The following is a 15,577-nucleotide window of genomic DNA, read 5'->3' as shown; positions in this document are numbered from 1 at the left end:
ATTTATTAGATTGGTTTCAATTGGACACAACAATGATAAAACAAACTCGATTTGCACCTTTTAGTCTGCTGAGCTTTTTTCTTATGCTGAGCAGTGTGCTTTTCTCGACCTTAGCATTTGCGCAGGTCGAGACGGGGTGGATGGTTAATCCGGATCATCCTCCTGCAAAAACTCGCTTTGTCGTGACAGGGCAAGTAAACCCCAAAGATAAAACTGTCGAAGGTTTTCTCGAAGTTGCTTTAGAAGGTGACTGGAAAACCTATTGGCGCTCACCCGGTGAAGGAGGCATAGCGCCAAGTATTTCATGGCAGGGCTCTTCTAACCTGGAATCCGTTGACTGGCATTGGCCTTACCCGCAGCAGTTTAATCTACTCGGTATCAACACCCTTGGTTACAAAGGGGATACCTTGATCCCAATAACGCTGCACGTCGAAGACTTTAACAAGCCAGTGAGTCTCGATGCTAAGCTGACGTTATCTTCATGTACCACCATCTGTGTACTGACCGATTATCCATTTAGCTTGGACTTTATACCGAGTGAGTTGGTCGTCTCAGAAAAGGCTATGTACCAACATGCTCAAGCGATCAGTCAGGTGCCTAAAGCATCCCCTTTGATTTCAGAGCAAAGTGCAGTTTGGGATAGTTCGACTAATCAGCTTCAAGTGACTTTGATAAAGCCACTAGGCTGGGATGCACCCGAACTTATTGTAGATAGTCGAGTAGAGGCGATCAGTGATTACAGTTATACGCTCAACCATCTTAAAGTTGAGGGAGAAAAACTTGTCGCAGTATTTGATGTATCGACATGGCTTGGTGACATCAATCTAAGCGAACAGTCCGTCGATGTGACCATCAAGGACACGGATTTTATCGCTGAACAAGCCGCGCAAGTGACAAAAGGTCTCGTATCTGCACCAATACCAAGCTTCTCTTTGGTTGAGATGATTGGTTTTGCCTTACTAGGCGGACTGATACTCAACGTGATGCCATGTGTACTCCCTGTGTTGGGGATGAAGTTGAGCGGCGTTATTAGCGCCCAAGGTATAGAGCGCCGAAAAGTGCGCTTGCAGTTTCTTGCTTCTTCAGCAGGCATTGTGACTTCGTTCTGGTTGTTGGCGGCATTTCTGCTGATTTTGAAGTTCTCCGGTAGTGCCATTGGCTGGGGTATTCAGTTCCAGAGCCCTTGGTTTATCGGCTTTATGGTGGCAGTAACGGCTCTGTTTGGTGCCAATATGCTTGGTTTGTTTGAAATTAGGCTATCGTCGAACACCAATACATGGCTTGCCTCAAAAGGGGATGACTCTTATGCAGGGCACTATCTGCAAGGTATGTTTGCCACACTACTTGCGACGCCATGTTCTGCGCCTTTCTTAGGGACGGCTGTTGCATTTGCATTAGCGGCCAGCACCGTGGATATGCTGGTCATCTTTACTGCTCTTGCGCTAGGCATGGCTTTACCTTGGATTGTAGTGGCACTGTTCCCTGGGCTTGCCTCTTACCTGCCTAAGCCGGGAGCTTGGATGAATAAGGTGAAGCTGCTGTTTGGTGCGATGATGCTTCTCACCAGCGTTTGGCTGCTTTACTTGCTCGCCAACCACCTTCCAGTGTTCTGGGTCATTGTTTTAGCAGCCACCGCGTTAGTCGTCGTGCTTATGCGCATCAAAAAGGTTTATGGCGATAAAGCGTTTGTCATCTCTGGTGGCGCATCTTTACTGCTGCTTGCTGGCGGGCTAGTGATTGGAAGTATGACGGCGGATCATTGGTCAACGCCTTTACCTGAAGATTTGTCGTGGGTAAGGCTGTCAAATGAAGCCATTACTGAGTCAGTAACAAATGGCAATACTGTGTTCGTTAACGTGACAGCAGACTGGTGTGTGACCTGTAAAGCGAACAAGATTGGTGTAATCTTGCAAGATCCCGTTTACTCAGCGCTGCAGCATCCGAATGTCACACTTATCCAAGGTGATTGGACTCACCCTGATGGGCTAGTGACGGATTATCTTCGAGCCAATGGCAGATTTGGTGTGCCGTTTAATATTGTCTACGGGCCTAATGCGCCTCAAGGCATCCCACTGCCTGTGATATTAACCGATGAAGCGGTCACACAAGCACTTAAGCAAGCGAGTGGGGAGGCGGGTTAATGAAGATAAGACCGCTCTACTGGCTCAAAGAAATATCAAAGTATTTGCTATTCGCGATTGTGATCACCACTGCAATTGATCTCTATCGTGCTCAAAATGTACCGACGGAAATGGCGCCGGATTTAGTCACAGTGGATGAAACGGGAAACCCAGTTGATGTGATCGAGATGAGCTACCAAACCCCGGTCGTTATCTATTTTTGGGCAACTTGGTGTCCGGTATGTAAGTTTGTCAGTCCTACCGTTGATCGGGTTAGTCAATATTACCCAGTGGTCGCGATCTCTGGAGCCTCTGGAACAGACTTGCGTGTTGAGGCATTCAGGCAAAAACACGGTTATCAATTTACCAACGTCAACGACGAGAACTCTCAGCTGTTTAAGCAGTGGGGTATCTCAGTGACACCAACCATATTCATTGTCAGAGACGGCAAAATCGAATCAATCACAACTGGCATTACAACACCGCCAGGTTTACTTGCACGTCTTTGGTTAAACAATTAGGAATTTACTATGTTCAATAAACTAACGTTAGCGCTAGCTACAAGCGTTCTTTTTACTGCTCCAGTAATGGCAGCCCCTCAAGATCAAAAGATTGCTGAGATTGTAGAGATGCTAGAGGCAAACCCGCAGGTTGTCGATGGATTACATGAAAGCCTAGGAATGTATATCAAGCAGCAACAGCAGTTTACTCACCTGCTAGAGAGTAGCCAAAATTACCTTAACGATCCTAATCACTCATTTATAGGTGCAGAAAACGGCGAGTTCACGATTATCAACGTGACCGACTACAGCTGCCCATTCTGTAAGAAATTAGACGTGGAGTTAGATAAGCTCGTGAAAGATTACCCGCAAATCAAAGTGGTGAATCTCTATGTACCGCTTAAAGAAGGCAGCTCTTCGGTGAACTCGGCCGCTTACGCGCTTAACGTTTGGCAAAAAGATCGTGATAAATATCAGCAAGTACATGATTTATTGGTGTCAAAACCGGGCACACATAATGCTGCATCTTTAATGAAGATTGCGCAAAAAACTGGGACGACGGAGCATCTGAATGTCAGTGATGAGGTGAAGGCGCAGTTAGAAAACAACTATGCCATGTTTACTGGTTTAGGTTTAAGAGGTACGCCAGCACTTATCATGGGTGAACAAGTTATCCCAGGTTATGTGCCTTATCAGCAACTTGAGGAAGTGGTTAAAGAGCAACTTTAGGTTTTCTACCCCATACCATTAGGTATGGGGTTTTATTTATAGAGCTCTTTAATGTATTAAAGCAAACTATGTTGGTGTTCTGAAATCAGCATCCCCATAGACTCTGACGCCTTATCAAGTACGTGTTCAAAGCTATCAGAATCTTCAAACTTCTCGATCACTTCGTAGTAACACTTCAATTTCGGTTCTGTTCCCGAAGGACGAACGATAACTCGTGCACCACACGATAGGTGATAGATAAGTACGTCACTCGCTGGTAGGTCGATGGTTTGAGTTGAACCATCAGCAAAGTACTTGGTGAGTGACTTAAGATCTTCTGTCACTTCCACTTTACTACCCGCAATCATAGTCGGAGGATTAGCTCTGAGCTTATCACCTACAGGTGGTGCTTTCGGATCCAGCGCAATACTGCGTTGCGAATTCAGATACATACCGTGCTGACGGTAGATAGCTTCTAATTGATCCCAAATGGTTTTTCCTTGGCTTTTTAGCTCGGCGGTCAATTGCGCAAAGGCAACCAGAGCGGATAGACCATCCTTATCCCAGACTTTGTTCCCAACCGTGTAGCCTAGTGCTTCTTCATAGGCAAATAGGAACTGCTGATCGTCGCTTTGCTTTTGCATTGCCACATTGGTTAGCCATTTAAAGCCTGTCAGTGTTTGGAAGTAAGTGGCATCGTGCGCATCGGCTATCTTGTTTAACAAAGTGGATGAAACAATGGTATTGCCGACAAGTTGCTTACTCGCCTCTGTTTGTGACAAGAGGTAATGACCAAATAAAGTGCCCACTTGGTCACCAGTAAGCATCTGATAGTTACCGTCTGGCTTGCGCACAGCGACAGCAAATCGGTCTGCGTCTGGGTCATTGGCACAAGCTATGTCTGCGTTGTGTTGTTTAGCCAATGCCATGACCATATCCATTGCCCCAGCTTCTTCTGGGTTCGGGAAGTTGACGGTAGGGAAAGTGCCGTCTGGTTCACTTTGTTCTGCAACACTGTAGAAGTGGTTAAAGCCCGCGTCGTTGAGTAGGGTTTGCGCCATGTTTGCCCCCACACCATGCATAGCGGTGTATGCGATAGCGACATCGTTAGGCGCAGTATGGTTAGCCAAGAGTGGATTGTTATTCATCGTCTGGCGGTAAGTTTCGTAGTAATCCTCTTTTAGCCAGACGAGTAAACCATGCTTCTCGGCATCATCTAGTGCCATAAGTGGTATCGGTTTAGTGGCCGCGATGTCAATTTCATTTGCAATGCCTGAATCATGTGGCGGGATGATTTGCGCGCCATTTTCCCAGTACACTTTAAAGCCATTGTATTCTGGTGGATTGTGGCTGGCTGTAACCACAACAGCGGCTGCTGCATCAAAGTGTTTTACCCCAAACGCAACAATTGGTGTTGCTGCTACTGCATGTGTTAGGAAAACCTTAATCCCAAGAGATGTAAGAACAGAAGCCGTATCGTGAGCAAACTGCTTAGAGTCTGTACGACCATCATAACCAATCACAACACCGCGTGTTTTTGCATCTTTGACTTGTTCAACAAGATAGTGACCAAGGCCCGTCGCGGTTTCTTGAATCACTAAACGGTTCATTCGGTTTGGACCACAACCCACTTTGCCTCGTAGGCCTGCAGTACCAAATTCCAAACGTTGGCTAAAGCGATCGTCTAGTTCATCAAATGCTTGTTCATCGATTAGGTGTTGAAGCTCTTCTCTTGTATGTGGGTCAGGATCTTTCTCTAACCAACGCGTCACTTGTTCCATCATGATGTTTTTACCTTCTTCATGTCCTAACTTAAGTCTATGTTATTTGCTGAATTTAGCCTGATTTTAATTGATATTGATTATCATTTGCGAGAGCGCAATCGCTAAACCTTTCTATGCTCTGCCTAGTCACCATTTCTAATAGGACTTTCTTGCACAATTTAGAAACGCCAACTAACGTTTATTAACATAAATATAACAAATTACATGAAATTTACTGGTTATAAGGAATTTTCCAAGTCCAAAGGCTGATTGGTACTTTCTTGCAGATGTAGGCTCAATGCAAAGACTAAGTACCCGCATCACGGTTGATGACTCTGGTAGAGGAGAGGTCTTTTGAAAAGTTTACAGTTGATACTGTGGCGATTGAGTAGTGTTTTGTTAATTTGCATCACTGCTTCTGCACGAGCAGAAGAAAGTGCCTACAACATGACTCAGGGAGTCACCAATATCAGTGAGCAGGTTTATGACCTCCATATGCTGATATTCTACATCTGCTGCGCCATCGCGGCTGTGGTCTTTGGGGCGATGTTCTACTCCATGTATCACCACCGCAAATCTAAAGGGGCGGTAGCGGCTCACTTCCATGAAAGTACTAAAGTGGAAGTGATTTGGACCGTTATTCCGATCATTATCCTCGTCTTAATGGCTATTCCCGCAACCAAAACCTTGGTCGCGATGGAAGATACTTCTCAATCTGATCTGACAATCAAAATCACGGGTTCACAATGGAAGTGGCATTATAGCTATTTCGGTGAAGACGTTGAGTTCTTCAGTTTGCTCGCAACCAGCCAAAAAGCGATTGATGGCATCGAGGAAAAGGGTGCGCATTATCTATTGGAAGTGGATAACCCGTTGGTGCTACCGATCAACCGTAAAGTGCGCTTTTTGATGACGGCTGATGACGTTATTCACTCTTGGTGGGTGCCCGACTTTGCGGTGAAGAAAGACACCATCCCAGGATTTATTAACGAGGCTTGGACTCGAATAGACAAACCGGGTGTCTACCGCGGTCAATGTGCTGAGTTATGTGGCCGCGCTCATGGCTTCATGCCAATTGTTGTTCACGCCATGGAAGAAGAGAAATACGACGAGTGGCTGCTTGCGAAGAAAGCGGAATTAGAGAAAGCGAAGCAAGAAGCCGCAGCATCACTCACCGCCTCTTTGTCTCTGGAAGAGCTAATGAGTGTTGGCGAGAAAGTGTATCTCGATCGATGCGCAGTTTGTCACCAAGCGAACGGTGCTGGGATACCCGGAGCATTCCCAGCCATTACTGGCAGTAAAGTCGCAACGGGTGATGTCTCTTCGCACATTGATATTGTGGTCAATGGTCGTTCGGGTACAGCGATGCAAGCATTCTCTAATCAGCTGACAGATAAAGAGATTGCGGCAGTGGTGACCTACCAACGAAATGGTCTCGGCAACAGTGTGGGTGATCTAGTTCAAGCATCAGATGTTAACCAGCTTAAGGCGTCTAAGGAGGGACAATGAAAACGTCCAAACCTGATTCGATCGTAGAAGACAAAACCAAATCAGCGCCAGCTACTGATGCCGATATCAGCCGCGGCAATAGCACGATTGCGGTCGACGCTGATGATCATGACCATGATCACCATGGGCCAGCTAAAGGGATTACACGTTGGCTCTACTCGACTAACCACAAAGACATAGGAACGCTTTACCTTTGGTTTAGTTTTAGCATGTTCTTAATCGGCGGCGCGATGGCGATGATTATTCGTGCTGAGCTTTTCCAGCCGGGCCTGCAATTGGTAGAGCCTCAGTTCTTTAATCAAATGACTACCGTGCATGGTCTGATCATGGTATTCGGTGCGGTGATGCCTGCTTTCACTGGGCTGGCAAACTGGATGATCCCAATGATGATTGGTGCGCCTGATATGGCTCTGCCACGGATGAACAACCTCAGTTTTTGGATTCTCCCTTTCGCTTTTGCCATTCTTATTGCCTCATTGTTTACGGAAGGTGGCGGTCCTGATTTTGGTTGGACCTTCTATGCGCCACTTTCGACGACGTATGGGCCGGACAGTACTGCATTGTTTGTTTTCTCGGTACACATTATGGGGATCAGCTCGATCATGGGGGCAATCAACGTGATCGTTACCATCGTCAATATGCGTGCACCGGGAATGACATGGTTCAAAATGCCAATGTTTGTTTGGACTTGGCTTATTACCGCGTTCCTACTGATTGCCGTCATGCCAGTTCTCGCTGGGGCAGTCACCATGGTGCTTACCGATAAATACTTTGGAACCTCGTTCTTTGATGCAGCAGGGGGCGGCGACCCTGTGATGTTCCAGCATATCTTCTGGTTCTTCGGTCACCCTGAAGTGTACATAATGATTTTGCCTTCTTTTGGTATTGTCTCTGCAATTATTCCAGCCTTTAGTGGCAAGAAGTTGTTTGGTTATCACTCAATGGTATACGCAACCTGCAGTATCGCGCTGTTGTCCTTCCTTGTTTGGGCACACCACATGTTTACCACGGGTATGCCGGTATTCGCCGAACTCTTCTTTATGTATTGCACCATGCTGATAGCGGTGCCGACCGGCGTTAAGGTGTTTAACTGGGTGGCAACCATGTGGCGAGGGGCGATGACTTTTGAAACGCCGATGTTGTTCGCGATTGCGTTTATTATTTTGTTCACTATTGGCGGCTTCTCTGGGTTGATGCTCGCGATTGTGCCTGCTGATTTTCAGTATCACGATACCTATTTTGTTGTCGCCCATTTCCACTATGTGTTGGTCTCGGGAGCTGTGTTCTCGATTATGGCGGCGGCTTACTATTGGTTGCCTAAATGGACGGGGAACATGTATGACCACAAGTTGAGTTTGTGGCATTTCTGGTGTTCGATCATTTCAGTCAATGTCCTTTTCTTCCCGATGCACTTTTTAGGCTTAGCAGGTATGCCAAGGCGTATCCCCGATTATGCGATTCAATTTGCAGACGTTAACCAAATTGTCTCAATAGGAGGCTTTGCCTTTGGCCTGTCACAGTTAATCTTCTTGTGGCTGGTGATCAAATGCATCAAAGGTGGTGAAAAGGCCTCGGCGAAACCTTGGGATCGTGCTGAAGGATTGGAATGGACAGTACCAAGTCCTGCACCTCATCATACTTTCTCAACACCGCCAAAAGTGGACTAGGGACTCTGCTATGGACGGGCAAGCGAAATCCAATAGAAAGCTTACGCTCAAGCTATGTGCTGCGGTTGTCGCCATGTTTGGCTTCGGTTTTGCTCTTGTCCCCTTATATGACGTGATGTGTGAAACATTAGGAATCAACGGAAAAACCAATACAGAGTCTGCGCTACAACCTCAAGGTATGGTCCCTGACACATCACGTCTTATTCGCGTAGAGTTTATGGCGCACAATAATCAAGGAATTCCTTGGTCTTTTGTCCCTGCACAAACTTCAATGGAAGTGCATCCCGGTGAAGTGATTCAAACCGCTTACTTCGCTAAGAATTTGTCTTCTAAAGATATTGTCGGCCAAGCTGTGCCATCGGTCTCTCCGGGGCTAGGTGCTACCTATTTCAACAAAATTGAATGTTTCTGTTTTAATCAACAGCCTTTGCAGGCTGCTGGAAAAGCAGAAATGCCGCTGATTTTCTATATCGAACCGGATATCCCAGACTCGATTCATACCCTGACTTTGTCGTACACCTTATATGACATCACAGAGAAAACGACCTCAACCGAGTTAGCTAACGTTTCATCATCAAGCGATGAGATTTTGCAAGGAGCAGCACAATGAGTTCAAAACATCAACCCTATTACGTTCCCGCTCAAAGTAGCTGGCCGATTGTTGGCGCTGTTGCTTTGTTTTTAATTGCTGTCGGTGCAGGCTTGACCGTACAGAACATGGCTGAAGGTGGGGATGGAAGTGTCTTTGGCAAGCTGATTTTGCTCGCGGGCTTTATCTTTCTGCTCTATATGTTCGCGGGTTGGTTTAGCAACGTTATTACTGAATCTATGAGTGGTAAGAATTCTGCTCAGTTGTCCCGTTCTTATAGGCAAGGGATGAGCTGGTTTATTTTTTCTGAAGTGATGTTCTTTGGCGCTTTCTTCGGCGCTCTTTTTTACGCGCGTATGATTTCTGTGCCTTGGCTTGGCGGGGCAGGTAACAATGCCATGACCCATGAGGTTATCTGGCCGACATTTGAGGCTTTATGGCCATTAACGACTACTCCAGGTGGAGACACGACCAATGCTATGCCTTGGCAAGGCTTGCCATTAATCAACACGATTATCCTGCTCACTTCTTCGATTACTCTTCATCTAGCGCATGTCAGTTTAGAGCAGAATAAGCGTATGGCGTTGATTGTCTGGCTTGAAATCACAATTGTTTTGGCGTGTTTCTTCTTGTACTACCAAGGGGTTGAGTACGCACATGCCTATCAAGATTTAGGCTTAACGCTTCAATCAGGAATTTATGGCAATACCTTTTTCTTATTAACCGGGTTCCATGGCATGCATGTTCTATTGGGCACCACATTTTTGATCATATTGCTGGCTAGAGTGGCAAAAGATCATTTCACGCCCAAAGACCATTTTGCCTTTCAGGCTGGTAGTTGGTATTGGCATTTTGTTGATGTGGTGTGGCTATGCTTGTTCGTCTTTGTATACGTGCTTTAACGTTAATCTAAACAGTGCTAGTAAGGGCGTACGTTAGGTTCAATTAGGCCGCTTAATAAGGCGGCCACCATTAACACAATAGCGAGTGCAGAAAGGAAAACGCGGCGACCTAAATAAAAGCTCATGGGTTTGTCATCTGGGAGGGAATCTTCATCAGAGTCGTCTTCCGATTCGGGACCTTTAACCATTTCAAACATCGCTCTACCGAGGTTAACAAGGATGAAGAGTAGCAGCAGTACTAGGACAAGTTTGAATATGAATACCATGAGTGGTTCCTTTTTTGCTCCGCTGAAAACCACAAGGTTTGTGGTTGTTTGTCTAATAACTGTGGTCGCCTTTTCGATATTGATCAACTTAGGTTTATGGCAATTATCTAGAGCAGATGAGAAAAGCCAAATAGAGCAAAAGGTTATACAGAGAGCGCAAATGTCACCTATTGGTTTATCTGATCTGACTCAGGAACAAATCGGTAACCCAACCGGGGTAAAAATCGTGCTTAGCGCGACCCCAGTGACTGATAGGTACTTGTTACTGGATAACCAAAGTGTTGATGGCAAGGTAGGTTATTTGGCGCTGCAGTTAGTGAAAACACAATCTGGACAACACCTGCTGCTTGAACGCGGTTTTGTTGAAGCGCCTGATTTACGCTCACAACTGCCACAGGTTAATTGGTTAAATAGTGAGCATGCACTGGAAGGCAGGCTTTATCGCAAATCGAGTAATCCGCTCAGTAAGGATTTGCACTTGGAGCAAGGCACGATGAGTCGAATTCAGAATCTTAATTTTGCTCAGTTAGAGCAGCATTGGCAGATCGAGTTAGAGCCTTTTGTTGTGCAGCCGTTGGTTGAGTCTTGGCCTTATATTCAGCCTTGGCAACCAGTCTCAATGAATCCAGACAAGCACTTAGGCTATGCAGTGCAGTGGTTTTCCATGGCGGCAGTACTTGCGTTGTTAAGTGTCGGTTTACTAGTCAGAGCTTTGAAGCAGGGAGTAAGAGATGAGTAACCCAGTTTTAAGAGGAAGGATCATTTTTGTCAGCTTAGTGGTGATGTTTGCTTTACCTGCCATTATTGCCAAAACAGTATTGAGCCAGCACTGGTATCAATCGGGTGTGACCAACAAGGGCGAACTTATTGAACCTATGGCGACACTGGAATCGTTAGGTATCGATAATCCTTACCAAGAAACACAGTGGCAGCTTGGTTATGTTGTTCCGGAGCAATGCGATGAGTTTTGTCAGCAACAAATCTATTTACTTGGTCAGAGCCATGTCGCACTTGGTAAGTATCAGCAACGCGTGCAACCTGTGCTCATCTCAACGCCTAGCAGTGAGGTATTAGCAAATTCGGAATACGCTCAGATAAAAGTGGATGATGGCTTCTCGCAGGTTGTTGACCAATTTGAATTCGTGATCGTCGATCCGCTAGGCCAGTTGGTGATGCGTTATCCCAAAGTGAGCAAACAAGGTGAGTTGGTTGTACAAAGCAAGGGATTACTTGCCGATTTGCGTAAGCTGCTCAAGTTATCTCGCGTTGGCTAACCCGCTAGGAGCCGTGATATGAAGTTGATAAACCTTGTCAGATTCAGTCTTATCCTCACATTCATTGTTGTCATGCTCGGCGCATATACTCGACTTGCGGATGCAGGACTCGGGTGCCCTGATTGGCCGGGTTGCTATGGTCAGTTAACTGTCCCTAACGAGCAGCATGAAATCGCTTTGGCTCAATCGCTGTACCCATCTCTTACCGTTGAAGCCAATAAAGCTTGGCTCGAAATGATTCACCGTTACTTTGCAGGAACTCTGGGTTTAGTGGTGTTTGCCATTACTTTTATTGGTGTCAGAACAGGGCAAATACCAATCGCGATGGCTTCGGCAATTTCTGTCGTGGTGATATTTCAAGCCTTACTTGGAATGTGGACAGTGACCATGATGTTAATGCCAATCATTGTAATGGGTCACTTGCTTGGAGGTTTTACCTTATTCAGTTTGCTAGCGCTAACTCACTGGGGACTTGAAGCGAGGCAAACTCCCTTGGTTAAGGATCGCAATAAGGCAAGGCAGAGATTGAAGCTATTAGCTGCTTCGACGCTTGTGGTGGTGGTGCTGCAAATTGCTTTAGGCGGTTGGACATCTTCTAATTATGCTGCGTTGATGTGTACGACTCTTCCGATATGTGAAGGAAACTGGACTTCTTATCTCGACTTCGGGCGCGCTTTTGAATTGATTCAACCCAAACAAGAAAGCTATGAGTTTGGCACGTTAGATTACGGCGCGCGGATGACAATTCATGTTACGCATCGAGTGGGAGCTGTTGTCGTCACTCTGTTTGTTTCGGCATTAGTATTTATGCTGTTCGCGGAGAAAAAACATGCTTACACCAAAGTAGCGAAAGGGTTATTGCTGATGCTGGCTATTCAAATTGCACTCGGCATAGGTAACGTATTATTGAGCTTACCTTTGGTTATCGCGGTGGCACACAATCTAGGGGCTGCTTTGTTGCTTTTGATCGTATTACGAACCAACTATCTAATTTGGCAAACCAGTCATCAGTCTGCAATGGATTCTGCTCTGATTAATAAGGAGAGTGCGCATGAGTAAAACACTATCTGTTACTGCTCAAGAGAGAGCACTATGGCGTAGCTACTTGGCATTGACTAAGCCTAAAGTCGTTGCTCTGATGTTACTGACCGCGGTAGTCGGAATGTGTCTTGCGGTTCCTGGCGCATTGCCTGTACAAGGTACAGTGCTTGGGCTTTTAGGCATTGGATTGATGGCAGGTTCGGCGGCGGCATTTAATCATCTGATAGACCAGCGCATAGACGCGATTATGGCTCGAACTTACAAAAGGCCGCTACCCTCAGGAGAAATCAAGTCTAGCCATGTATTTGCTTTCGCGGTTGCGATCGGGGTGTTGGGTTTCGCCGTTCTTTATATCGGTGTGAATGCTTTAACGGCATGGTTAACGTTTGCGAGCTTACTTGGCTATGCAGTAGTGTACACTATGTACTTAAAGCGTGCGACACCGCAGAACATTGTGATTGCAGGAATAGCGGGTGCCATGCCACCACTATTAGGCTGGACAGCCGTGACTGGAGAGATGCACGCCAATGGTTGGCTGTTAGTGATGATTATCTTCATCTGGACACCACCGCACTTTTGGGCATTAGCGATCCACCGCAAAGATGACTACGCGAAAGCGGATATTCCAATGTTGCCCGTTACTCACGGTATTGAATACACTAAAACGTCCATTTTGCTCTATACAGTGCTACTTGCTTTAGTGTGTTTGTTACCTGCTATAGTGGGTATGGCAGGCATATTATATTGGGTTGGGTCGACAGTTCTAAGCTTAGGTTTTATTGGACATGCATGGAAACTCAAGTTCAACCCAGATGAGAAATCAGCGATTGAAACGTTCAAATTTTCTATCTATCACTTAATGTTTTTGTTCCTGTTGCTGCTGGTGGATCATTACATAACTGTCTAAATATTAAGACGACGCCAAGATGCGCTTTTTTCTGCAATAAACTTCAGCTAGTCTACTGAGCGTTTTGTTTTCCTCAGTAGTAGGCTTTTATGTACTTGTTCGAGCAGCTTTTTAGTAAAAGATTGATTGTTCTTTTTAGCCTAATGGCTATGGGCGGTGGCGCATCGATGGCAAAATCATTTGATTTTCATGGTGACGCGATACGAGCACTTGAGTCTATCTTAGGGGGCGCTTGGGTATTGCATGCCACGGTAGCGACTACTCTCGGATTTATCGCCGCGTGGTCGACACCCGTTTCTTACTATCATTACCATCGGCTGATCCTCTCCCCTTGGGTGCTAGGTTTACTGGTGATGGTCTCCTTAGATGAACTGCTGCAAATGTTTAATCCACTGCGTGAGTTTTCTGTGCTCGACCTGACTATTAATCTGTTTTGTGTAACGTTAGGTGCTTTGCTTTACGTAAGTTTCCTTAAGCTAAAGTTTCCCCTGGGTAGTAAGGCCGTTTGATTTTCAGCTATCGATTAAGATGTCTTAGGCTCCTCTTTTCCAGCTTTTTAAAGAAAAGTGACAAAGATAAACAGATCGAAAGATAGCATAGTCCGACAATCAACCAAATTTCAAAAATCAGACCTGAAGAGTTGGCGATTTCAGTGCCGACGAACGTCATTTCTTGAATAGAGATGAGTGAGACGATCGAAGTGTCCTTGACTAGCGAGATAGCTTGTCCAGCTAATGCGGGAGTGATAACCGCGAGTACTTGTGGAGCAATCACATAGCGATATTTCGGCCATCCTGAGATACCTAATGAATCTGCGGCTTCCCATTGTCCCTCTGGAATCCCAGATAAACCAGAACGCACCACTTCAGCGACATAAGCTGCCGATAGTAGTCCAACGCAAAGTACACCAGACAGTAGGTTTTCCCATAAATTGGCAGGACCAAATAATACAGACTGTAGCCAGTTAATGTTTCCAGAATACTCTCTTAGTACACTATCTAAACCCAACAATGGGATCAGCTGGTTAGAGATAAAAAAGTAAAAGATGAAGACAAACACCAGAGGTGGGATATTTCGAATTAGTTGAACGAACATATTTGCCGGTACAGCAAATAGAGTGATTTTAGAGTGTCGAGCGACGCCGAGCGCTGTTCCTAAACTTAGGGCTAATATCATTCCCCAAACACTCAATCTTAAAGTGGCAACCAATCCTTGGAAAAAATAGGGTAGTGAACCGTCTGCGCGTGGTGTAAAAAGTAAAGATAACGCTTCTTGCCAGCGCCAAGTATAATTAACCCCTGCCGAAGAGCGGTAGTAAATCCAGTAGCTGAATCCGGCTAATAGCAGCAACAAAACGATATCGAGTTTGTTGATAGAGGGCCTGCTTACTGATGGCGAAATTGAGGTTAGAGCGTTACTTTTAGTCACTTATTTATTCCACGGTAAGAGCCTCTGACTTACCTAAATCAGAGGCGATCAAGTTATTGGCCTGAAGCGATCTGATCTTGCCAGTCTAGTGTGGAGAACCAGTATTCATAACGCTCTTTTAACCATCCGTCTTGCGTACGTGCCTGGATCCAGCTGTTGAAGAAGGCTTCTTTGTCGGCCTCGCCTAAACGGACAGCAAACGCTTCGTTGCCTTTAGACAAACGTTCCGTGAAAGGAATAAAGAGTTTATCGCTGTTTTTAACCGCTTCGTGTTCCGGCTTTGGGCTCGAGGCAATCACTGCATGTGCATTGCCGTTAAGCACTTCTTGGAACGCCTGTGCATCATCGTCAAATTGAAGAATCTTAGCTTTCGGGAAAGTTTCACGAGCAACTTGTACAGTAAAGGCTCCGCGACGTGCGGCAATTTTTACTCGGCGAGAGTTGAAGTCACTCAACTCAGAGAATCCGTCTGCGAGCTCTTTGTTCGCCGCTACCTGAACGCCAGAATGGGAGTAGGGAGCAGAGAACAACACACTTTTCGAACGCTCTGGAGTAATACTCATACCTCCAATGATGACATCAAATTTTTTCGCCAGCAGAGCTGGAATAATGCCATCCCAAGCAGTTGGTACAAATTCGACTTGCCAGCCTGAATCTTTGGCAAGACGTTTAGCAACATCTATTTCAAAACCAATTAACTCACCTTGCTTATTACGCATTGCCCAAGGAACGAAGGTCGACATGCCAACACGTAAAGTGCCGCGATCATTAATTTTATCTAAGTTCGGTGTTTCAGAAGCTAAACTAGGTAAGCTAATCGCGAGACCTAACAACGCGGTAATGGCTGCCTTAAAACCTTTCCCTGAAATGAGTTTTTTTCCTATGTTGATCATTGAAGTGTCC

The 15,577-nt window shown here is 45.8% G+C and carries 16 protein-coding genes; 12 read left to right on the top strand and 4 right to left on the bottom strand.

Going from position 1 to position 15,577, the window contains the following annotated elements; all coding sequences use genetic code 11:
* Window positions 1-32 precede the first annotated feature (32 nt).
* The 3 genes from ZX61_RS03665 to ZX61_RS03655 are packed head-to-tail and all read left to right on the top strand — an operon-like array spanning window position 33 to window position 3,349.
* The gene (locus tag ZX61_RS03665) at window positions 33-2,141 is read left to right on the top strand and encodes a protein-disulfide reductase DsbD family protein (RefSeq protein WP_049843347.1); all 2,109 of its coding nucleotides are present in this window, start codon (window positions 33-35) and stop codon (window positions 2,139-2,141) included.
* Complete coding sequence (locus ZX61_RS03660; RefSeq protein ID WP_049843346.1) at window positions 2,141-2,641, top strand: protein disulfide oxidoreductase; 501 nt, start codon at window positions 2,141-2,143, stop codon at window positions 2,639-2,641. Before ZX61_RS03665 ends, ZX61_RS03660 begins: the two co-directional genes overlap by 1 nt.
* 9 nt (window positions 2,642-2,650) lie before the next feature.
* Window positions 2,651-3,349 carry a DsbA family protein gene (locus tag ZX61_RS03655; RefSeq protein WP_049843345.1) on the top strand — a complete coding sequence of 233 codons (699 nt, stop codon included), beginning with the start codon at window positions 2,651-2,653 and terminating at the stop codon, window positions 3,347-3,349.
* 56 nt (window positions 3,350-3,405) lie between these two features.
* Here the strand turns inward: ZX61_RS03655 and ZX61_RS03650 are convergent, their stop codons facing one another.
* Window positions 3,406-5,112, bottom strand: a complete 1,707-nt coding sequence (locus tag ZX61_RS03650) for a phospho-sugar mutase (RefSeq protein ID WP_049843344.1) — start codon at window positions 5,110-5,112, stop codon at window positions 3,406-3,408.
* A gap of 363 nt (window positions 5,113-5,475) precedes the next feature.
* Here ZX61_RS03650 and coxB point away from each other — a divergent pair, with 363 nt between their 5' ends.
* From coxB to ZX61_RS03630, 4 genes are read left to right on the top strand one after another with little or no spacing between them, the layout of a single operon-like run.
* On the top strand, window positions 5,476-6,600 hold the full coding sequence (gene coxB / locus ZX61_RS03645) for a cytochrome c oxidase subunit II (protein ID WP_443083316.1): 1,125 nt from the start codon (window positions 5,476-5,478) through the stop codon (window positions 6,598-6,600).
* Window positions 6,597-8,267 (top strand): cytochrome c oxidase subunit I, encoded by a 1,671-nt coding sequence (gene ctaD / locus ZX61_RS03640; RefSeq protein WP_049843342.1) that lies wholly within the window; start codon window positions 6,597-6,599, stop codon window positions 8,265-8,267. The genes coxB and ctaD overlap by 4 nt, the downstream gene beginning before the upstream one ends.
* Before the next feature lie 10 nt (window positions 8,268-8,277).
* The gene (locus ZX61_RS03635) at window positions 8,278-8,877 is read left to right on the top strand and encodes a cytochrome c oxidase assembly protein (protein ID WP_049843341.1); all 600 of its coding nucleotides are present in this window, start codon (window positions 8,278-8,280) and stop codon (window positions 8,875-8,877) included.
* Window positions 8,874-9,758, top strand: a complete 885-nt coding sequence (locus ZX61_RS03630) for a cytochrome c oxidase subunit 3 (RefSeq protein WP_049843340.1) — start codon at window positions 8,874-8,876, stop codon at window positions 9,756-9,758. Before ZX61_RS03635 ends, ZX61_RS03630 begins: the two co-directional genes overlap by 4 nt.
* Before the next feature lie 17 nt (window positions 9,759-9,775).
* On the opposite strand, the gene ZX61_RS03625 is transcribed toward ZX61_RS03630, so the two are convergent.
* On the bottom strand, window positions 9,776-10,024 hold the full coding sequence (locus ZX61_RS03625) for a DUF2909 family protein (protein ID WP_049843339.1): 249 nt from the start codon (window positions 10,022-10,024) through the stop codon (window positions 9,776-9,778).
* On the opposite strand from ZX61_RS03625, the gene ZX61_RS03620 reads away from it, so the two are divergent.
* From ZX61_RS03620 to ZX61_RS03600, 5 genes are all read left to right on the top strand, one after another.
* A complete protein-coding gene (locus ZX61_RS03620; RefSeq protein ID WP_327196955.1) occupies window positions 10,014-10,763 on the top strand; it encodes an SURF1 family protein in 750 nt (249 codons plus the stop codon). The two genes, ZX61_RS03625 and ZX61_RS03620, sit on opposite strands and share 11 nt — an antisense overlap.
* Complete coding sequence (locus tag ZX61_RS03615) at window positions 10,756-11,298, top strand: hypothetical protein (RefSeq protein ID WP_049843338.1); 543 nt, start codon at window positions 10,756-10,758, stop codon at window positions 11,296-11,298. The genes ZX61_RS03620 and ZX61_RS03615 overlap by 8 nt, the downstream gene beginning before the upstream one ends.
* An 18-nt stretch (window positions 11,299-11,316) precedes the next feature.
* Complete coding sequence (locus ZX61_RS03610) at window positions 11,317-12,357, top strand: COX15/CtaA family protein (RefSeq protein ID WP_049843337.1); 1,041 nt, start codon at window positions 11,317-11,319, stop codon at window positions 12,355-12,357.
* The gene (gene cyoE, locus ZX61_RS03605; RefSeq protein ID WP_049843336.1) at window positions 12,350-13,246 is read left to right on the top strand and encodes a heme o synthase; all 897 of its coding nucleotides are present in this window, start codon (window positions 12,350-12,352) and stop codon (window positions 13,244-13,246) included. The genes ZX61_RS03610 and cyoE overlap by 8 nt, the downstream gene beginning before the upstream one ends.
* Before the next feature lie 89 nt (window positions 13,247-13,335).
* Window positions 13,336-13,755: a hypothetical protein gene (locus tag ZX61_RS03600; RefSeq protein ID WP_049843335.1), complete on the top strand. Its 420-nt coding sequence runs from the start codon at window positions 13,336-13,338 to the stop codon at window positions 13,753-13,755.
* Window positions 13,756-13,762: 7 nt separating this feature from the next.
* Here the strand turns inward: ZX61_RS03600 and ZX61_RS03595 are convergent, their stop codons facing one another.
* Both ZX61_RS03595 and ZX61_RS03590 read right to left on the bottom strand, forming a co-directional pair.
* Window positions 13,763-14,674: an amino acid ABC transporter permease gene (locus tag ZX61_RS03595; protein ID WP_049843334.1), complete on the bottom strand. Its 912-nt coding sequence runs from the start codon at window positions 14,672-14,674 to the stop codon at window positions 13,763-13,765.
* Window positions 14,675-14,727: 53 nt separating this feature from the next.
* Window positions 14,728-15,567: a transporter substrate-binding domain-containing protein gene (locus tag ZX61_RS03590; RefSeq protein WP_049843333.1), complete on the bottom strand. Its 840-nt coding sequence runs from the start codon at window positions 15,565-15,567 to the stop codon at window positions 14,728-14,730.
* Window positions 15,568-15,577 lie beyond the last annotated feature (10 nt).

Origin of the sequence: Vibrio sp. VPAP30 (assembly GCF_001188205.1) — a bacterium.
GTDB lineage: Bacteria > Pseudomonadota > Gammaproteobacteria > Enterobacterales > Vibrionaceae > Vibrio > Vibrio bivalvicida.
The sequence above is the reverse complement of the archived record's forward strand: the minus strand, read 5'-3'. Positions and strand labels throughout refer to the sequence as shown.